An 18,409-nucleotide genomic window follows, 5' to 3' on the forward strand; every position below is an offset into this window, starting at 1 on the left:
GACGCAGGCAATTAGCTAATAAGTCAGCTCGGCAATCGCAATCCTGTTCTCGGAGGCAGGCCAGGCGCGTGCCACAATTCGTTCTTCGCCAAATTGGGCCACGATGTTACGCCCGACCTCGCCGGCCGAAAGGCGCAGTGTTGCTGTCGAATCCGTGGGCACACCCGATTTGACGTCCGCCGGCTCCTTGCCGTCGAGCAGCACCACGTCCCGTGGCAGGCCGAAATAACCGCGCGGGCGCGACATGATCACGACAGCCCCGGCGTCCTTGTCCGCGGGCCCGAGCGGACGCGCAGCGCGCAGATGCACCAGGTCGGACGAGCGCGGGAAGGGCGAGCGGTAGATGTGCGTGGTCGGCGCATCCGGCGCTACGAGGGCGAATTCGAGCGACCAGGAAGGCTCGACCTGCGCAGGTCCCCAGCGGCCGTCGGCGCCGGTCTTCGCGCTGTACACGGCGCTACCCTTGCGCTCCCCGGTTTCAGGATCGACGCGAAAGACATCGACGGTTGCCCCGGCCACCGGCCGATTGGTCGGCGCGCCTCCCGGTGTGCCCGTCACGAGGCCACTCAGCCTGACGCTCTGCTCCGGCACAATCGCGATCCGCGCGGGCTCGCGAGCGGCGATGAATTTATAGATCTCGCGGAAGGCCCGGGGGTGAAATGCCACCTCGCGATGATCGAGGGCGCCGAGCACCAGGTTGCTGGCCCCCTTCAACTCCGGACCTTCGACGCTGACGCCCGTTGGCGTACCGGGCTTGCCGATGAAACGGCCATCGGCCTGCGCGTATTTGTCCATGCCGTCACTGCGCAAGGTGAGGAAGGCAACACCCGGTGTCACCTCGCTCTCGCCCTCATTGAGGCTGCGCAGAAACGCGCCGCGACCGTTGAACTCGCTGTTGGGCTGGTCGTCGGTCGTGAACACGCCGTGATTGGGCGTGCCGCACAGCACGGCGTGGCTGACATCGCCGCCGCCGCCGTTCTTGATCGCGTTTCGGATCGCGTAGCCGCCGCGCGAGCTGCCGACCAGTGCCACGCGGGCCGCGCCGGTGCGGCGCTTCAGTTCGGCTATGGCGGCGGCGAGCTCGCGGCGCTGGTCCTCGGTCGAGGAGCGGCCCGCCTGTTCGACCTTGTCGTCACTTCGTGCATTTGGATCGGTGAAATTGATCGCCGCCATGCGGTCGCGCGCGATACCGTTGGATTCCATCCGCCACAAGGTCGTCATCCAGAGCGCGTCGTAGTCGCCATTGCCGTGGACGAACAGGATCGGAGGCACCTCGCCCGGCCCGGCAGGTGAAGGCTGAGCCAATGCGCCCGTCCGCAGGCTCGCAACTGCGAAGGGCAAGCTGCCGGCCCCTTGCAAGATCACCCGTCGTGACAGCTTCATCTGTTCCTCCCCGGCAAAACCATCTCTTTGCACCGCTTATACCGGCCTAACCCCTGGACAGCGAAGGACTTTCGCAGGCATCACTGAACTTGCCGGAATCGCCCGAAGACCGCTCCAAGACAACTTTAAGACAACTCCAAGACCACTTCTGCCAGCCCATTTGGAAGGGGACATGACCGAGCAGACGAACCGCCAGAAAATTGCGGCCGACGGCATCATGGCGCCGCTGCGGTACACCGTGTTCCGGCGCATCTGGCTCGCCAGCCTGCTCTCCAATCTCGGCCTGCTGATCCAAGGCGTGGGCGCCGCCTGGGCCATGACGCAGATGGCGGCCTCGGCGGACAAGGTGGCTCTGGTGCAAACCGCTCTGATGCTGCCGATCATGCTGATCTCGATGCCGGCCGGCGCCATCGCCGACATGTATGACCGCCGCATCGTGACACTGATCGCACTCATGATCGCGCTGACTGGCGCGACCGCGCTCACGGTCCTGGCCTGGCTCAACTACATTTCCCCGGAAACGCTGCTCGTCTTCTGCTTCGTCGTCGGCAGCGGCAACGCACTGTTCGGTCCGGCCTGGCAGTCCTCAGTCAGCGAGCAGGTGCCGCCCGATGCCCTGCCATCGGCCGTTGCGCTGAACGGCATCAGCTACAACATTGCGCGCAGCTTCGGTCCGGCGGTCGGTGGTGTCATCGTCGCCGCGCTCGGTGCGGTGGCGGCGTTTGCGTGCAATGCGATCCTCTATTTGCCGTTGCTGGTGGTGCTGCTGCTCTGGCGGCGCAACACCGAACCCTCGCGCCTGCCGCGGGAGAAGCTCAACCGCGCCATGGTGTCGGGCTTCCGCTACATCACCAATTCGCCTCCGATCAAGATCGTGCTGTTGCGCACGTTGGTGATGGGCCTGATTGGCGGCGCCATCATGGCGCTGATGCCGCTGGTCGCGCGCGATCTGCTGCATGGCGGCGCGCAGACCTACGGCATCATGCTCGGTGCCTTCGGGATGGGCGCCGTGGTCGGTGCGCTCAACATCCACGAATTGCGCAAGCGCATGAGCGGCGAAGCTGCGATCCGCGCCTGCACCATCTCGATGGCGTTTGCGATGGCCGCTCTTGCCGTGAGCACTGAGCCGGTGCTGACCGCGGCTGCACTGGTGCTCGCCGGCGCGGTCTGGATGGCCGCCATTGCGCTGTTCAATATCGGCGTGCAGCTTTCGGCGCCGCGCTGGGTTGCGGGCCGCTCGCTCGCAGCGTTCCAGGCCTCGATTTCCGGCGGCATCGCGATCGGCGCCTGGGGTTGGGGCCATCTCACCGACTATGCCGGCGTCGAGGTCGCGCTGCTGACGGCCGCCGGCCTGATGCTGATCTCGCCGGTGCTCGGGATCTGGCTCACGATGCCGCGCGTCGGCGCGCGCAACGAAGACGCCGATGTGCTGGCCGATCCTGAAGTCAAACTGTCGCTCACGGCACGCAGCGGGCCGCTGGTGGTCGAGATCGAATACCGCGTCGCCCAAGAGAACGCGCGCGCCTTTCACAACGTGATGCAGGATGTGCAGCTCTCTCGGCAGCGCAACGGCGCCTATGGCTGGTCGATCGCGCGCGACATCGCCGATCCCGAATTGTGGACCGAGCGCTACCACTGTCCGACCTGGCTCGACTATCTACGCCAGCGCAACCGCTCAACCCAGTCCGAACGCGCGCTGCATCAGGAGGCGATCGATTTCCACGTCGGCCCCGATCCGGTGCGGATCCGCCGCATGCTCGAGCGTCCGTTCGGCTCGGTGCGCTGGAAAGAGGAGACGCCGGACCAGGCAGCAAGTGAGGTGCTGCCCGTGGTCGCCACTGCGGCGGGAAGCAGCACGTAGGGTTTTTGCGAGTCCGCAGCGACGCCTTATTGCCCGTGATCCGTCAGCACCTTGTCGCAGCCTTTGGTGAGCCGCGTACGGTTCTGCTTGAGGCAGGCGAGCACAGCCTGATCGCCATTGTTCATCACCGGGCGGCAGAAGCGCGTGACGTCGCGTGCGCAGGCGTCGTGACCGGGCTGCTGCGCTGACGCAGCCGATGCAAACAGGATCAATGGAATGATGAAAAGAAATCTGGTCATCGCGTAATGCCTCTTACCCGGAAGATGTGCGGGGGAAGCTAGAGCGACGATCCCGAAGCCGCAACGGCTTTATTGACAGGCGGATCTGCGCCGCCGCGTGGCTCCGGCATTCACGCCGGGGCACATCGCGAGGGGAGCGAACCGACGCAACGAGCGATCGTTGCTGTTACTGGCTGTCTGTTACTGACTGTCCTGGGCGTCAGCGACCTTGCGTGACGCGCCGCCCTTGGCGAGTTCCTTGTCCATCACGGTGCGGCAACCGGCGCTCAGATCCGAACGATGCTTCATCATGCACGCCGTGATCTTCGGGATGTTCGGGATTTCCGACGAACACAGGCGGAAGGCGTCGCCAGTGCACTGCTGCTGCGCTTCGGACGAGAAGGCGAAGCTCGAGCCGGTCGAGGCGATCGAGAGGATTGCGGCAAAGCCCAGAGCCAGGCTGGTGTCGCGGATCTTGCTACTTAAGGACTTGGTGTTCAGAGACTTGGTGTTCAGCGAGTTGGTCATTTGAAGCTCCCATTGGCACCGCTGGAAGCGGGCCCGTTGTTGATGGGATCGACCATGCTCCAGCAAAACAGTTTCCACTGTGATGACGGTCACGGGAGGCCCACCCTCTGTGACTTCCGTCACGTTGGCGCACCTCGCTGAAATTCCTTCATATCCGCTGCCGTGTTGGTGTCACGTTAACTGTTCCTTCGCATTAATGGCTCGGCGAGCGGGAAATTCCGCCGGTTTGGTTGCGTAATTGGAAAGAATGGCGATGCGTAATGCGTTGGGCCTGATGCTGGCCAGTGTAGTTGCGGCGGTCGTGATTGCCGCCGGCGGTTGGTTTTATTATTCCTCGCGCGCCGACCAGGCCGCTCCCAAGACAATTGCCGCCCGTGCCGCCGATCCATTGCCGGCACAGGCGAAGCTCGCCGCCAAGGACGACGTCGCGACCACGGCGGCGATTGCGGCCAAGCCGGCGGCAGCCGCCCCGGCGCCCGCACCCGCGCCCATGCCGGTGCAGCAGAAATCGACCTGCGCCAATCCCAACGCGCTCGGCGTCTCCCGGGTGGTCGAGATCGACACCACCGGCGGTCCGGGCTTCGGCTTCGATCATTTCAAGCAGTTCGACTTCCTCACCGACAAAGAGGTCGTGCTGACCTTCGATGACGGCCCCTGGCCGGTCAACACGCCCGCCGTGCTGAAGGCGCTCGCGGATGAATGCACCAAGGGCCTATTCTTCTCGGTCGGCAAGCATGCGACCTACCATCCGGAAATCTTGCGTCAGGTGCTGGCCCAGGGCCACACAGTCGGCGCGCACACCTGGTCGCACGTCAATCTGAACGGCAAGAAGATGACGGAGCAAATGGCCAAGGACGAGGTCGAGAAGGGCTTCAGCGCAGTGAGGTTTGCGCTCGGCACCAATCCCGCACCGTTCTTCCGCTTCCCGCAGCTTCAGCACAATCCGGCGATCGTGAGCTATTTCGGCACTCGCAACGTCGCGATGTTCTCGACCGACATCGACTCCTTCGACTTCAGGAAGGGCGCAACGCCGGAGAAGATCATCGAGACCGTGATGACCAGGCTCGACAAGCTCGGCAAGGGCATCATCCTGATGCACGACTTCCAGAAGCACACCGGCGAAGCCATGCCGGCGCTGCTCGCGCGTCTCAAGGCCGGCGGCTACAAGGTCGTGCAGATGAAGGCCAAGACGACCTTCCAGACGCTGCCGGAATATGACGAGGCGCTGCTGAAGGACCTGAAGGTGCCGACCTCGAGCGCGCGTCCGATCGGGAGCGTGGTGCAGACGGTTTCGCAGTAACGCGTCAGTCCGATCCAAAACTCTTGCGTCATGGCCGGGCTTGTCCCGGCCATATGCTTTTTGAGAGCAGGCATCTTACCAGTAGATGCCGTGACGATGCAGTTCGCTGATGATGCGGCCTTCGGTCCAGCTGCGCTTGTGCTTCCGCTTGTCTGCCTTGGCCGTCGTCGTCGCGGCGGGTTGGGTCGTCGTCGCGGGCGCTGAGGCCGTGGTGGTCGTCGGTGTGGGTGTGGCGGCCGCCACGGGCGCAGCAAGCGAAACCGCCGGCGGGCGATCGAGATATTTCGGAGCTTCGGCGGCTGGCGCTGCTTCGCTCATCTGCGTCGGCGCGGCAGCAAGCGCCGGCGCCGTTTGCTGAACCGAAGCCGGCTCGCTCACCGCGGACAGTGACAGGCTGCGCGGGCCTCCGGCCTGGGCAGAGGCAGAGACCAGCACCATGGTGGCCACCAGAATGATCTTGCGCATATGAAATCTCCCCGTGTTTGGTGTGAGCTGGACACTAGGAGAGCCGCGCTCGGGGTAATGTGATGCGAATCACGCCGGCGGGCATCCCTCGCATCTTCATTGGCTACCGGCGAACGCTCAGCTCCCGGATCGCAAAACCGAGGTCGCGGGGATCGCCCGGAAAATGGGTGACGGCATTGGTGTCCAATTCGATCACGAGCGTCTCGTCGCTTGCGAATCGATCCAACGGAAATGACAACGGGCCTGCGGGCACGACGCCTTTGTAGATCTCACGTCCATTGATCTTGACCAGGAATTCGTTTCCGGAGATCGGCATAGGCCACAATTCGAGCTTCAACGTGCGCGCCGGCATCAAAGGCTTGTTCGGAATCTCGAGGCGCGCGTTCGGCGATGCCCATTGAAGCGCACCGCCAGGAGTCATTTCCTTGCCGAAAAGGCCGCGCGTTGCGATCCCCGGCGGAGCTTCTGCGCCGACCTCAAGCACATTGCGTTGCCCATCCATGAATTCGCGCGAAGACCGGTCTGTGGCCACGGATATCAGCCGCTGCCCCGGATTGGCCGTGAGCCGTCCGGACGCCACCAGACAGTCGAACTTTTCAAAGCCTTCGGGAAAATACGGCCGCCCCGCCCTGTCGGGCCAGGACATGATTCGCGGCGCCGCCCAAGGCACACGAAGCTCCGCTGCGAGCCGGCGCAACAAATTGTGCATCATCGGATTCGCAACATCGATGACAAGTCCGTTGCAGCTCTTGATGTCCGCCGACAGGCGATTGTAGTCCCAGTCGAGAGACGTCGCCTTTTGCGCGTTGACCTGCGCGGCGGCGGTCGGAAGACCCGGAAGACCCGCGCCCACCACTTGCATCACCAGCAGCGGCCGCAATATGCCGAGGCCGAGGTGAACAGCCACGACGACGGCAACGGCGCCTGGATTCCACCGCTTCGCAGCCAAGGGAGCCAAGGGCGCCAAGGGAGCAACGACAAGAGTGAAGAGCATCGGCATCGCCATGGCCAGGCCCTTGCCCGCGGCCCAACCATGACCGGCCGCGAGGAGGGCAATGGGTACGAGGCATCCGGCAAGGCTGCCTGCCAGGAGTCGAGCAGCGCTTCCGTCCGGATCGGCGCGCCAGATCGTCCACGCTGTTCTTGCAATCCCCCTCAACAGCACGAACAGAAAGCCATAGAGCAGCAATTTCCACGCGACCGCCGCGGCGACGGGCCAACCCGCCGACGGCAGCACCGCATAGAGGCCGAGACCCGCAAGCGCGGATTCGACGGGCAATGAGAACCAGGCGTTCGCCAGTTCTCCGATACGACTGTCGGGACTGGTGATGACAGCGAGAAAGTTCGCGTCGCTGCCAAATAGGTAACGCTGATAGTACTTCCACCAGTCTGGCGGGTTGATCGCTGCATGACTCAGCTGGCGGACGACATAGGCAACCGTGCCGGACCAGAGCGGGATGCACGCGAGCAGCGATATTCCCACACCCGCCGCCAAGCCTGACGCAGCCACGGGCAAGGCCTTGCGCGAGGCGCGATGCCAGCAGCCCATCGCGGCCGCAACCGCCGCGGCGGGACCGTAGATCGTCAGCGATTCCGGGTAGAGAAAGAACGCGCCTGTCATCAAGGCCGCAAAGACCGCTCCCAACCGCATGATCGAGCCGGGCATCTGCCCAAAGCGATTGTGGTCGAAGGCGAAAGCCACGAATGCGAGCAGAAGCAGGAAGATCGGCTGCGTCGCAAGCTGCGACCAGGCGTTGATATCGAAGACGTACTGCTCGAAGAATCCAATCGTAAGCGCGGCGGCGCACGCAAACCCCAGCCAGCGCCGCATCGAGAGCGCGTTGACAAAGACGAACAGCGCCGCAAACAGCATGTTGAGCTGCATGCCGACCATATACGGATAGGCGCAATCGACGACATCGCCGCGACTGATGGCGGCGATTGCCGCATGGATCATCGACACGGCGCCGCGATAGTCGACGAACTTCAGCGCCATCACTGAAATTGGATTGGAGTTCGTCTCGTCGGCGCCCTGGACTGCCAGGGTTGCGTGGTCGAGCACCCGATACGAAACCGAGGAGCCCACGTACAGCATGTGATCGTAGACGTTGGCCTGGAAAACGCGGAAGCGCGCGCCTCCGGTCCAGCCGGGAGCAAGACACACCATCGCAATAGCCGCGACCGCGATCGCCATCGCAAGCCGGCGTCCGAACGATGGCTCGGGCCGCCGACGCAGCGCCGGAAAGCGCATTGCGGCGGCAATGACAAGACCGGCGATTGCCATCGCAAGCAGCGTCACCCATGGAGCGACGCCGGAGAGATACAGGACCGCGGTTCCTGCGGCGAGAAGGCCGAAGCCAAGCGGCGGCGCGAGCGCCCAGCGCACAGCAAACTGGTCCGACGGCAGAAGCAGGGAGAACGGAAGACCAATGGCGCCGCTCGTGAGCGCGACGAGCCCAACCACCAGGATATCGTGCATGCTGCCTCGCGCCGCCGCATTGCCTTTAGTTTCGGCCGTCCGGACGCGCTGTCAATCCAAGGCAAATGACCAAAGCGCGCGGCACGCGGGCCGCGAAGCATTGTCAGCTTCATGCATGATTTGGGATATTTCGACCTGGAGCAGAAAACCCTGCAACGTCTCGACTTAGGTCCGTTCCGTCACCAAAATCTTCGGGCCGGACGCTGGGGCGCTGGTGCCGCAAGAGGGATTCGAACCCCCGACCCCGTCATTACGAATGACGTGCTCTACCAACTGAGCTATTGCGGCGAACCTTGCCGGGGCCCGCGCGAGGCCGGTCCCGTTACGCGCGCTCCTGATATCGGGCATGGCCCGAATTGGCAAGGTGGCGCCGGCTCTCAAATGCCGCTCACCCGCCCCAGCGAGACCAGAATCCGCGCCAGCCGCCGGCTTGGGCCTTCGCGTGGTCCCTGGGCGTGCCGATTTGTTCCGTAAATTCATCGCTCAGACCCTCGTCGTCGATCCCTGGATCATCAGGGGCGCGGACGATCGGGATAACGGCGGGAATAGGTGCTGGTGTGGGCTTGCCGAGGTCGGCGCGGGTCCGGAACACCGGCGTTGCCGCCGCCGGCGATGATTCGACGATCTCGGGGGCCTGTTGGACCGGCTCGGCGGGCGTGATGGCCGGCTCTTCCTTGGCTGTTTCCTTGACAGTTTCCCCGGCGATTTCCTTTGAGATTTCCTTGTCCTCAAGGGGCGGCGAATTGTCCTGCGGGGCAGGCACCGGATCCGGCGCCGTGACAACCGGTTCCGCCGGGCCTTCGCTCGGGGCCGCCGTCACCCGCTTCGGCGGCGGAGCCGCCAGCATGGCTTCCTCGAACGCCGAGGATTCGATCATCGCGCCCCTGTCGGAAGGAAGACTAGCGACCGGCGTCTGCCACTGGAACGCGTCAAGCCGGCCGGTGACCGGGGAGACCGGACGCCAGCGGTCGCTGACATAACCGTCCGCGGTCCAGGCCGGATCATGGCGGGCGCGCACCGCGCGCAAGGTCCAGGCGCGGGCCCGGCCGCCGTCACCATGCTCGGTACGCTCGATCTCGGCCATCAGCAGCGCCACGCGCTGGGTCGGATCGTTGACGTAAGGCGCTAGCACCGCGCGCGCACGGGCGAACTCGGACGCATCGATCGCGGCGCGCGCGATCGCCAGCTGGCCTTCGACATAACCGGCCTTGTCGGCAGGAATTTTGGCCGCAAGCGTCTCGACCCGCTGCAGACGCTGCCGCGCGGAATCGCCGAGCTTCACATGCGCATAGGCATCCGCGAGATCAGGATGCGGATTGGCGAGCCAGGCGGTTTCCACCAGCTTCATGGCGCGGCGCACCTGGTGCGCCTCGCTCTCGAATTTTGCGGCGAGCACTGCGGCCGGGACCAGGGTAGGCGCGAGCTTGACCGCCTGCATCACGCTCTCGCGCGCGACGTCGCGGTCCATCGTTTCCAATTCCAGCGCGCGTGCGGCGAGCAGCACGCCGCGCTGGCGGCGATAGGCCTGCTTGTCGATCAGGCCCGCGGACAGATTCGAATCGAGGATCGCGAGCGCGCCGCTCCAGTCGCCGCGCGCGCAGCGGAAGCCGAGCACCGCATGCGAGGCCCAGGTCGAGGACGGCGACAGCTTGATCGCCTCCTCGGCGATCATCACCGCGCCGACCGCGTCGTCGGCGCGCTGCGCCTCGATGAACAGGCCGCGCAGGCCGAGCAGGCGCGTGTCCTCGCGCTCGGCCATGGCGCGGAAGACCCGCTGGGCCTCGTCGCGATTGCCCTCGAGCTGCGCCGATTGCGCATGCAAGAGAAGCGCGAGCGGATCGTTTGCGGCCAGCCGCCGCGCGGTATCGGCGTGGCGACGGGCAAGCGCGGTGTCGCCGTGGCCGATCGCAAGCAGGCCGTGGGTGATGGCGTGGCGGCCGCGCGCATGACGCTTTTCGTGACGGCGGCGGCGCAGACGCCCCGGAGCGCGCCAGGCCATCGTCAGCAGGCTCCAGACCAGCACGACTGCCGCGGCAAAGAGGCCCAGCAAGAACACGAATCTGGGAAGCGTCGTCGTGGCGCGGAAACTGCCTGCGGTCAGGACGAGATCGCCGGGCTGATCGGCAACCCAGGCCGCGCCGGCCGCCGCCAGCGCGATCAGGACGAGGAAGATGACGATGCGAAGCATGACGATCCCTATACGCGCTGATTGTTGCGCGAACCTTTATTGACCAGGCTTGACGAGATCCGCCATGGCGGCGTCGGCGAATTTGCGTGAGGCGGCGAGCGCGGCGTCACGGGCATCGGCCTTGTCGAGCCAGGCTTGCGCCGGTGCACGATCGGCCTCGGGCAGCGTCTTCAACTCGCGCCGTGCCTCGACGAAATCGTTGCGCAGCGCAGCCGCCGTCACCCGCGCGACGATGGCGCCGCGATCATTGCCGACCCCGTCGGTACGCTCGATGCGGACGAGTTTCGACGCCCCCGCCTGAAGACGCTCGACGATTCCAGTGCCACTGGCCGGGGCTTCCGCCGGCGGCGACAATTTCGGCACGATGTTGAGGAGCTCGCGACTGAGCGCGACCGGCGTCGGAATGCCTGACGATGCAAAAGTGTCGAGCGGCTTCAGCATATCCGGCTTTGCGGCCAGCGACCGCGCGGCGGCGAGCTGCGATTCGTAGGCGTCGCCGTGGCGAACGGCGACGTCGAGCAGGGCCGCCGCCACCACGTGGCGCAGCGGCTTGTCGTCCATCGTCTTCGCTTCGGCGATCTTCTCGCTTTGCTGCGCGAGTTCCGCACGTTCGGTCTTGCTGGCACGCTCGAGCTGCGCGAGGCGGTCGTTGAGAGCGGCAAGATCGGGCGCGGCAGCGCGCGGCGCCGATGTCGCGTCGTTCAGGACGCTCGCGGTCTTGTCGGATTGTGCGCGCAGATTGGCGATCTCGCTGCGCAGGCTCGTTGCGGATTTCTCCAGCGCATCGATCCGCGCCACCATGGCCGGATCGGCGCCAGGCTTGCCCGCCTTGGCTTCGACCGCGGCCACACGCCCGCTCAGCGCCTCGACGGTTGCGCCCGTCACTTGCGGAGCAGCCGGGGGCGCCTGCACCGCAGGCCAGCCCAGCATCCAGCCGACCGCGATGACGATGGCGGCTGCCACGGCGCCGGAGAACGGAGCGATAACCCAGGGTGAAATTGACGGCGATACCGACGCGGACGCAACGGAAGATTCTTCCTGGGCAAGCTCGGGCTTCGGCTCGGCATGAGATTCTTCGGACTTTGCCTCTTGAGATTTTTCCTCCTGAGACTTTTCCTCCTGAGACTTGCCCTCTTCAGATTTGGCCTGCTCATGCGCGGCCTGTTCGGTCGCTGCCTCAGGCTCGCCCGCCACCTCCTGCGGCTGGGTCGAGACCTCGGTCGCCTGGAGGTCGATGGTGGGCGGGATGCGCTTGGCGCGGCCGGACTCGGGAGCCAATCCTGCGTCTTCAGGCTTGTCGTCGGCCATCGTGACGGTTCCTCACACTTACATGCCCTGAACGAACGGATCCGATTGCGTCGGATTCGGCCCGACCTCTTACGCCAAACGGGTGCGCAAAGCACGCTCCAAGGTGTCAAATAGGGCATTTTCGTCCGGCGTCGCCGCCACCAGAACCTGCGAGGCACCCGCCTCGCGCAGCACGCCCGCGACCGTCTCGGACAGGCAGCATTGCGGGATCGCCAGAGCCGAGATTTCGACACCTTCGGCGCGCGCGGCTTCCAGGAAAGCCCGCGCGCTGCGCCGGGAGTAATGCAGCACCGCCTCGATCCCATGGGCGGCAAAGCCCTCACAGACATCGCGCGGCAACAGCTTGACCGGCGCCATGCGGTAGGTCGTCTGCGTGACGACGTTGAAGCCTTCGGCGCCCAGCTCACCGCCGAGGTCGCGCGACAGGTCCGCGCCCGCGAGATAGAGCAACGTGCCCTTTTTCTTCAGCCGCTTGTCGCGCGCGCTCTGCATCACCTTGTCGCGCAGGGCAGCACCGTCGCCACCAGCGACAATCACCTCGGCAAAGCCAGCATCGCGCCCGGCGGCGGCCGTGTGCTCGCCGACCGCGAACAGCGGCAGCTCTTGGAGACCAAGGTCCCGCAATTGCGGCGCGACGCCACGGATCGCATTGGCCGACGTGACAATGACGGCGCTGTAGCTTGTCTCACTCTCGTCATGGAAGGCGACCGGCTCGAACTTGAGCACCGGGGCGAGCAGCGCCACATGCCCCCGTGCACGAAGATTTTCCGACGTCGCCTCATTGTCGGGATGCGGCCGTGTGACAAGAATGGACATCGCTTGTGTTCCCGAACCACGTGGCGGTGGCGCTTTCACGAGGGACGGCCGCGCGTGACGATTGCGTTGGCCGACCCCGGAATGCTACCGGACGTACCAGAACTCTGCTTTGCGGATGAGCGCAAGGGGCGTGAGAAGGGCGCAAATTGGATAACAATTCGCCAATGCTGGTACTGGGCATCGAAACCACCTGCGACGAGACCGCCGCGGCGGTAATTGAGCGTGCGCCTGACGGCAGCGGCAAGATCCTGTCCAATATCGTACGGTCGCAGGTCGAGGAACATGCCCGCTTCGGCGGCGTGGTGCCGGAGATCGCGGCCCGCGCCCATGTCGACCTGCTCGACGGCATCATCGACCGCGCCATGACTGAGGCCGGCATCGACTTCGCCCAGCTCGACGGTGTCGCGGCCGCGGCGGGGCCGGGGCTGATCGGGGGCGTCATCGTCGGGCTCACCACCGCGAAGGCGATCGCGATGGTGCACGACACGCCGCTGGTCGCGGTGAACCATCTGGAAGCGCATGCGCTGACGCCGCGCCTGACCGACGCACTCGAATTTCCCTATTGCCTGTTTCTCGCCTCGGGCGGCCATACCCAGATCGTCGCCGTCACCGGCGTCGGCCAGTATGTGCGGCTCGGCACCACCGTGGACGATGCGATCGGCGAGGCCTTCGACAAGGTCGCGAAGATGCTGGGACTGCCCTATCCCGGCGGGCCGCAGGTCGAGCGTGCGGCAGTCAGCGGCGATCCCGCGCGATTTGCGTTTCCGCGGCCGCTGCAGGGACGCCCCGACGCCAACTTCTCGTTATCGGGATTGAAGACGGCGGTGCGCAACGAAGCGAGCCGGTTGGCCGAGATCACACCGCAGGACGTCAGCGATCTCTGCGCGAGCTTCCAGGCCGCCGTGCTCGACTCCACGGCCGACCGGTTGAGCGTCGGTCTGAAACTCTTCCGCGAGCAGTTCGGTGCGCCACGTGCGCTGGTGGCGGCCGGCGGCGTTGCCGCCAATCAGGCGATCCGCGGCGCCTTGCATGAGGTTGCGAGCAAAGCCGGTACACAATTGATCATGCCGCCGCCGGCGCTCTGCACCGACAACGGCGCGATGATCGCCTGGGCCGGCGCCGAACGTCTCGCGCTCGGCATGATCGACACGATGGAAGCACGGCCTCGCGCGCGCTGGCTGCTCGATGCGAACGCGACGGCACCGGCCGGATACGGCAAGACACGCGCGGGATTCTAGCAATGACAGCGTTCCGATCTGTCGCGCTGATCGGCGCGGGCGCCTGGGGCACGGCCCTGGCGATGGTGGCGGCGCGGGCCGGACGGAACGTGACGCTGTGGGCGCGCAATCCCGAGCACGCGACGCGGATCGCATCGAGCCGCGACAATCCGCGGCTGCCCGGCGTGCGGCTTGCTCCGGAGATCATCGTCACGAGCGACCTGGCGCTCGCCGCGCGCGCGGATATGCTGCTGATCGCAGTGCCCGCGCAGCATCTGCGCGGTGCTGTCAACATGCTCGCCTCGCATCTGGCTAGACCGGTGCCGATCATTGCCTGCGCCAAGGGCATCGAGCACGGCACCCATAAATTCATGACCGACGTGATCGTCGAGGCCGCGCCTCACGCGCAGCCGGCGATCCTGTCGGGCCCGAGCTTTGCCGACGATGTCGCGCGTGGCCTGCCGACCGCGGTCACGCTGGCGGCGAGGGAAGAAACGCTGGCCAACCAACTGGTGCAGGCGCTGGGCTCGCCGACGTTCCGGCCCTATCACTCCACCGATGTCCGCGGCGTCGAGATCGGCGGCGCCGCCAAGAACGTGCTCGCGATCGCGGTCGGTATCGCGGTCGGGCGCAAGCTCGGCGCTTCCGCACAGGCCGCACTCACCACCCGCGCCTTTGCCGAGCTGACACGCCTCGGCCGCGCGCTCGGCGCACGCAGCGAAACACTCACGGGCTTGTCTGGCCTCGGCGATCTGATCCTGACCTGCTCGAGCCCACAATCGCGCAATTTCGCGCTCGGCCTGGCGCTTGGCCGCAGCGAGCAGCCGCCCGCCGGCAAGCTTGCCGAAGGCGAATTCACCGCGCCGGTACTGATCGAACTCGCGGCTTCGCAAAACATCGAAATGCCGGTATCGGAAGCCGTCGCATCGATTCTGACCGGCAGAAGCACGATCGACGCCGCGATCTCGGGGCTCATGACGCGACCTTTCAAGGCAGAGGAATGAACATGGCGTACTGGCTGGTGAAATCCGAGCCATCGGTGTGGTCCTGGGACCAGCAGGTGGCGAAAGGCGCCAAGGGCGAAGCCTGGACCGGCGTGCGCAATTACACCGCGCGTCAGAATCTCGTCGCCATGAAGAAGGGCGACAAGGCGTTCTTCTATCATTCCAACGAGGGCAAGGAAGTCGTCGGCATCGCGGAGATCGTCAAGGAAGCCTATCCGGATCCGACCGACAAGACCGAAAAATTCGTCTGCGTCGACATCAAGGCCGACAAACCGTTGAAGAGTCCGGTGACGATGGCCGCGATCAAGGCCGAGAAGAAGCTCGCCGACATGGCGCTGGTGAAATATTCGCGCCTGTCGGTGCAGCCGGTGACAGCGGAGGAATGGAAGCTCGTCTGCAAGATGGGCGGGATGTAGGCTTAGGTGCTGTAGCCCGGATGAGCGAAGCGATATCCGGGACTCCTGCTGCGATCCCGCATGGCGCTACGCTCATGCGGGCTACGATATCCGGGTTTGTTTCTCCGGCAGCGCAAACACCTTGCATGGCGCGGCAATGCCGCGCAGCAAATGCGATCCGAGCGCAACAAGAGGCATCTCCGTCTCCGCGGCGAGCGCGCCCGACACCAGCACGGTTCTGCCGAGCGGCTTGCACAATCCCTCGAGCCGGCTGGCGAGATTGACGGCGGGGCCGATCGCCGTGAAGTCGAGCCGATTGGCCGCGCCGATATTGCCCCATAGCATCTCGCCAAGATGCAGCGCCGCGCCGAACGCAAGCGGCGGCAGATTTTGGGCACGGCGCTCCGCGTTGAGATACGTCATTCCGGCTTCGGCTGCGCTCGCGGCGCGCAGAGCCGCATCGCATGCGTGGCGCGGTGAGGCCCCGACCACTGGAAAGATCGCGAGCACGCCGTCGCCGATGAATTTCAGCACCTCGCCGCCGAAAGCGTGAACCGCGCCGGCGATGCGATCGAACCAGGCATCGAGCGCCGCGATCACGCCGGCAGGCGGCGTGGTTTCCGACAGGAGCGTGAAGTTGCGCAGATCGGCATAGAGCAGCGCGGCCTGAATGGTCTCGCCGAGATCGCGCCGAAGGGGTGCCGCCAGCACCCGCTCCGCGCTGCGCTTGCCAAGATATGCATCCAGCGTCGCGCGCAAGGTTGCACGCGCGGCAAGCACCGCAAGAGGTGTCGCGGCAAAGCGCGCGGCCTGGCGCAATTGCTCAGTCTCGTCCGCGGTGAACGTACGCGGCCCAATCCAACCGAGCAACGGCCCGTCGGGCCGTCCGACCAAATCTTCGTGCACCTCACCGCCCGCGATGTCAGGCAGCCAGCGGCGGCCGGCATCGTTGGGCGGGTCGAGCGCGAGGCCGCCTGGTGCGAAGCCGAGCGCCTCGATCACCCGGCCGTTCTCCGCGCGCCACAACCATGTCCGCTTCGCGATCAGCGGATGTGGCACCTCGAGCGTCAGGCTGCCTGCCGCAAGCGGCACGCCGTCAGCGACCAGTTGTGCACCGAGATCCGCGAGCAGGCGGTCGGCTCCGGTGCTATCGGCAGCGGCATCGACAAGCCAGGCGAGCGTCGGCGAGAGGTGCATGGCCCGATCATGACGATGCCAGGACCTCTTTGTCACGGGCAATCCTTGACGGGCCGCTCGAGCGCCGCCATGTCCCAGTGTCAGCCCAGGGATGATCGCCGATGACCGAACCGTTCATAGTGCGACGCGAGACCCAGATCGCCGCCCCACGCGCCACCGTTTTCGCTTACCTGACCGACCCCGAGAAGATTTTGAGCTGGATGGGTTCCGACGCGACCACGGAGCCACATCCCGACGGGCTGTATCTACTCAAAGGCATCGGCCCCCGCGGCGGCGTTGCCCGCGGCGCGTTCCGCGAAGTCGTGCCGGTGCATCGTCTCGCCTACACGTTTGGATGGGAGGGCGGCCAGGAAGTGCCGCCCGGCTCGAGCCTGATCGAGATCGACCTGATCGAACACGACGGCGGCACATTGCTGCGCATGACCCATAGCGGGCTGCCGACCGAGGAACAGGCTGCCGCACACGCGACGGGATGGGCGCATTATCTGGGACGACTCACGACCGCAGCCGCGGGAAGCAATCCCGGTCCCGACAACGGCGTTCCCACCAAGGCGTAACGACGCCAGGTCAGACCGCCGCGGTCGCCACCACCTGCTGCAAAAGTTGCTCGCGCCTGGCCTGCGAGCGCTGGCCCTTCATGGTCGCGGCGAAGCGTTCGAGGATGCCGTCCTCGAACGCGGTGACGATGGTATCGTGAACATAGCTCTTGCGGCAGATCGCCGGCGTGTTGGAGAGCTGATCGGCAGCGCCGCGGATCGCCTCCAGCACCTGCTTCTTGCGGCCGCGCTGGCTGGTCGCCGGCGTGATCCGCGACAGCGATTCCACGACGACGGCAGAGGCCATCAGCGTGCGGAAATCCTTCAGCGAGATCTTGATGCCGGCGATCTCGCGCAGAAACGCGTTCACCTGCGTGGTGCTGACCGCGCGCACGATGCCGTAGGCATCGCGATACTGGAACATGCGCTTGCCGGGAACGTCCTGCAAAATCCCGATGGCACGCACGAGCTTGGCCGCGTCGCATTCTTTGCGCACAGCCTTGCCGCCCTTCGCCTTGAAGGTCAGCACGAAGCTGTCGTCTTCCAGCGAAACGTTGGACTTCAGCAGCGTGGTGGCTCCGCGGGTGCCGTTGAGACGGGCATAGGATTCGTTGCCGGGGCGGATGGCGGTGCGCGCAATCAGTTCGATGACGGCGGAGAGCGCGAACTCGCGGGTCGGCTCGTCGCCCGACAGGAACGCCGAGACCTTGCGCCGGATCTTGGGCAGCGCGCCGACGAGCTTCTCCAGGCGATGCGCCTTGCGTTGCTCGCGGACCTTCTCCCAATCGGCGTGATAGCGATATTGCAGCCGGCCCGCGGCATCGCGTCCCACCGCCTGGAGATGCGTGCTCGGATCGGCCGAGTAGCGCACCTCGCGATACGCCGGCGGCACTGCCATCGAATGCAGCCGCCGAATGGTACGGGCATCGCGGATGTGGACGCCGTTGGGCCGCACGAAGGAATAGCCCTTGCCGCGCCTGATGCGACGAATGGTCAGCTCGTTCTGGTCGCCGAGCCGCAGGCCCAGTTCCTTGGCGAGGGCCTCGACCGTCGCCGCAGGCGCCGTGTCGAACGCTTTTTTCGGGCTGGGACGGCCGGAACCGGCCGGTTTCGGCCATTGTCCGAGGGCTTTGGCCAGCGCAATGGCTGCAGGATCGGCTGAAGCGGGCCGCAAAGTCCCGAGATTCTGCTGATCCATCATAGTCTTATGCCTTAGCCCTGTCTGTTATCGGTCAATGCCGCTGTTCTGATTTTTGTTCCAAGGGGTCTCGTTGGGCCCGGGTTGGCCATTTAGGGTGTTCCGAACCGCATTGCGAGTCCCGAATCAGTGAGGGTGGTCTCTAAATACCGCTGCCGGGAGCATGGCGCTCTGCGCCGGCCTATTCCGAGGATCTCGGTAAAGACCCGAAAGCCCCCGTCGCCCTGTTTCAAAACTGCGACAGTCGCACGAAGCGGCTTGATCCTCCGCATGGCCGGCTGCTCGCCGAAGGTCCAGCTTGTGCACCTTGTCGGGT

Annotated in this window: 16 protein-coding genes and 1 tRNA gene; 6 read left to right on the forward strand and 11 right to left on the reverse strand. The window is 65.4% G+C overall.

Annotated elements, in window-relative coordinates; translation table 11 throughout:
- Positions 1-15: 15 nt before the first annotated feature.
- On the reverse strand, positions 16-1,383 hold the full coding sequence (locus IVA75_RS10845; RefSeq protein ID WP_247284981.1) for a hydrolase: 1,368 nt from the start codon (positions 1,381-1,383) through the stop codon (positions 16-18).
- Positions 1,384-1,555: 172 nt separating this feature from the next.
- On the opposite strand from IVA75_RS10845, the gene IVA75_RS10850 reads away from it, so the two are divergent.
- Positions 1,556-3,244 carry an MFS transporter gene (locus tag IVA75_RS10850; protein WP_027566314.1) on the forward strand — a complete coding sequence of 563 codons (1,689 nt, stop codon included), beginning with the start codon at positions 1,556-1,558 and terminating at the stop codon, positions 3,242-3,244.
- Positions 3,245-3,270: 26 nt separating this feature from the next.
- On the opposite strand, the gene IVA75_RS10855 is transcribed toward IVA75_RS10850, so the two are convergent.
- The gene (locus IVA75_RS10855; protein WP_007604145.1) at positions 3,271-3,483 is read right to left on the reverse strand and encodes a hypothetical protein; all 213 of its coding nucleotides are present in this window, start codon (positions 3,481-3,483) and stop codon (positions 3,271-3,273) included.
- A gap of 180 nt (positions 3,484-3,663) precedes the next feature.
- Positions 3,664-3,990 carry a hypothetical protein gene (locus tag IVA75_RS10860; protein ID WP_247285455.1) on the reverse strand — a complete coding sequence of 109 codons (327 nt, stop codon included), beginning with the start codon at positions 3,988-3,990 and terminating at the stop codon, positions 3,664-3,666.
- A 253-nt stretch (positions 3,991-4,243) separates the two neighbouring features.
- Here IVA75_RS10860 and IVA75_RS10865 point away from each other — a divergent pair, with 253 nt between their 5' ends.
- Complete coding sequence (locus IVA75_RS10865) at positions 4,244-5,290, forward strand: polysaccharide deacetylase family protein (RefSeq protein ID WP_247284982.1); 1,047 nt, start codon at positions 4,244-4,246, stop codon at positions 5,288-5,290.
- Between the two features lie 75 nt (positions 5,291-5,365).
- Here IVA75_RS10865 and IVA75_RS10870 read toward each other — a convergent pair whose 3' ends face one another.
- The 6 genes from IVA75_RS10870 to IVA75_RS10895 form a co-directional block, all read right to left on the reverse strand.
- Complete coding sequence (locus IVA75_RS10870; RefSeq protein ID WP_247284983.1) at positions 5,366-5,755, reverse strand: hypothetical protein; 390 nt, start codon at positions 5,753-5,755, stop codon at positions 5,366-5,368.
- A 103-nt stretch (positions 5,756-5,858) separates the two neighbouring features.
- Entirely contained in the window at positions 5,859-8,234 is a 2,376-nt protein-coding gene (locus IVA75_RS10875; protein WP_247284984.1) for a hypothetical protein, read from the reverse strand.
- 212 nt (positions 8,235-8,446) lie between these two features.
- Positions 8,447-8,522 (reverse strand) — tRNA-Thr (locus IVA75_RS10880).
- 100 nt (positions 8,523-8,622) lie between these two features.
- Complete coding sequence (locus tag IVA75_RS10885; RefSeq protein WP_247284985.1) at positions 8,623-10,422, reverse strand: heme biosynthesis HemY N-terminal domain-containing protein; 1,800 nt, start codon at positions 10,420-10,422, stop codon at positions 8,623-8,625.
- A gap of 36 nt (positions 10,423-10,458) precedes the next feature.
- On the reverse strand, positions 10,459-11,730 hold the full coding sequence (locus tag IVA75_RS10890) for a hypothetical protein (RefSeq protein WP_247284986.1): 1,272 nt from the start codon (positions 11,728-11,730) through the stop codon (positions 10,459-10,461).
- Positions 11,731-11,799: 69 nt separating this feature from the next.
- Positions 11,800-12,546, reverse strand: a complete 747-nt coding sequence (locus tag IVA75_RS10895; RefSeq protein WP_247285457.1) for a uroporphyrinogen-III synthase — start codon at positions 12,544-12,546, stop codon at positions 11,800-11,802.
- A gap of 164 nt (positions 12,547-12,710) precedes the next feature.
- On the opposite strand from IVA75_RS10895, the gene tsaD reads away from it, so the two are divergent.
- Genes tsaD through IVA75_RS10910 form a run of 3 tightly spaced genes read left to right on the forward strand, consistent with a single transcriptional unit; the run spans position 12,711 to position 15,183 of the window.
- Entirely contained in the window at positions 12,711-13,784 is a 1,074-nt protein-coding gene (gene tsaD, locus IVA75_RS10900; protein ID WP_247284987.1) for a tRNA (adenosine(37)-N6)-threonylcarbamoyltransferase complex transferase subunit TsaD, read from the forward strand.
- A gap of 2 nt (positions 13,785-13,786) precedes the next feature.
- Positions 13,787-14,767 carry an NAD(P)H-dependent glycerol-3-phosphate dehydrogenase gene (locus IVA75_RS10905; RefSeq protein WP_247284988.1) on the forward strand — a complete coding sequence of 327 codons (981 nt, stop codon included), beginning with the start codon at positions 13,787-13,789 and terminating at the stop codon, positions 14,765-14,767.
- Positions 14,768-14,769: 2 nt separating this feature from the next.
- Entirely contained in the window at positions 14,770-15,183 is a 414-nt protein-coding gene (locus tag IVA75_RS10910) for an EVE domain-containing protein (protein ID WP_247284989.1), read from the forward strand.
- 81 nt (positions 15,184-15,264) lie between these two features.
- On the opposite strand, the gene IVA75_RS10915 is transcribed toward IVA75_RS10910, so the two are convergent.
- The gene (locus IVA75_RS10915) at positions 15,265-16,359 is read right to left on the reverse strand and encodes an adenylate/guanylate cyclase domain-containing protein (RefSeq protein WP_247285458.1); all 1,095 of its coding nucleotides are present in this window, start codon (positions 16,357-16,359) and stop codon (positions 15,265-15,267) included.
- Positions 16,360-16,460: 101 nt separating this feature from the next.
- On the opposite strand from IVA75_RS10915, the gene IVA75_RS10920 reads away from it, so the two are divergent.
- On the forward strand, positions 16,461-16,916 hold the full coding sequence (locus IVA75_RS10920; RefSeq protein WP_247284990.1) for an SRPBCC family protein: 456 nt from the start codon (positions 16,461-16,463) through the stop codon (positions 16,914-16,916).
- A 10-nt stretch (positions 16,917-16,926) separates the two neighbouring features.
- On the opposite strand, the gene IVA75_RS10925 is transcribed toward IVA75_RS10920, so the two are convergent.
- A complete protein-coding gene (locus tag IVA75_RS10925; RefSeq protein WP_247284991.1) occupies positions 16,927-18,096 on the reverse strand; it encodes a DNA topoisomerase IB in 1,170 nt (389 codons plus the stop codon).
- Between the last annotated feature and the right edge of the window lie 313 nt (positions 18,097-18,409).

It is taken from the genome of Bradyrhizobium sp. 134, from assembly GCF_023074155.1.
Taxonomy (GTDB): domain Bacteria; phylum Pseudomonadota; class Alphaproteobacteria; order Rhizobiales; family Xanthobacteraceae; genus Bradyrhizobium.

Coding starts and splice junctions, on each gene's coding strand:
- IVA75_RS10845 (WP_247284981.1), bottom strand. CDS start 1,383: ATGAAGCTGTCACGACGGGTGATCTTGCAAGGGGCCGGCAGCTTGCCC.
- IVA75_RS10850 (WP_027566314.1), top strand. CDS start 1,556: ATGACCGAGCAGACGAACCGCCAGAAAATTGCGGCCGACGGCATCATG.
- IVA75_RS10855 (WP_007604145.1), bottom strand. CDS start 3,483: ATGACCAGATTTCTTTTCATCATTCCATTGATCCTGTTTGCATCGGCT.
- IVA75_RS10860 (WP_247285455.1), bottom strand. CDS start 3,990: ATGACCAACTCGCTGAACACCAAGTCTCTGAACACCAAGTCCTTAAGT.
- IVA75_RS10865 (WP_247284982.1), top strand. CDS start 4,244: ATGCGTAATGCGTTGGGCCTGATGCTGGCCAGTGTAGTTGCGGCGGTC.
- IVA75_RS10870 (WP_247284983.1), bottom strand. CDS start 5,755: ATGCGCAAGATCATTCTGGTGGCCACCATGGTGCTGGTCTCTGCCTCT.
- IVA75_RS10875 (WP_247284984.1), bottom strand. CDS start 8,234: ATGCACGATATCCTGGTGGTTGGGCTCGTCGCGCTCACGAGCGGCGCC.
- IVA75_RS10885 (WP_247284985.1), bottom strand. CDS start 10,422: ATGCTTCGCATCGTCATCTTCCTCGTCCTGATCGCGCTGGCGGCGGCC.
- IVA75_RS10890 (WP_247284986.1), bottom strand. CDS start 11,730: ATGGCCGACGACAAGCCTGAAGACGCAGGATTGGCTCCCGAGTCCGGC.
- IVA75_RS10895 (WP_247285457.1), bottom strand. CDS start 12,546: ATGTCCATTCTTGTCACACGGCCGCATCCCGACAATGAGGCGACGTCG.
- tsaD (WP_247284987.1), top strand. CDS start 12,711: ATGCTGGTACTGGGCATCGAAACCACCTGCGACGAGACCGCCGCGGCG.
- IVA75_RS10905 (WP_247284988.1), top strand. CDS start 13,787: ATGACAGCGTTCCGATCTGTCGCGCTGATCGGCGCGGGCGCCTGGGGC.
- IVA75_RS10910 (WP_247284989.1), top strand. CDS start 14,770: ATGGCGTACTGGCTGGTGAAATCCGAGCCATCGGTGTGGTCCTGGGAC.
- IVA75_RS10915 (WP_247285458.1), bottom strand. CDS start 16,359: ATGCACCTCTCGCCGACGCTCGCCTGGCTTGTCGATGCCGCTGCCGAT.
- IVA75_RS10920 (WP_247284990.1), top strand. CDS start 16,461: ATGACCGAACCGTTCATAGTGCGACGCGAGACCCAGATCGCCGCCCCA.
- IVA75_RS10925 (WP_247284991.1), bottom strand. CDS start 18,096: ATGATGGATCAGCAGAATCTCGGGACTTTGCGGCCCGCTTCAGCCGAT.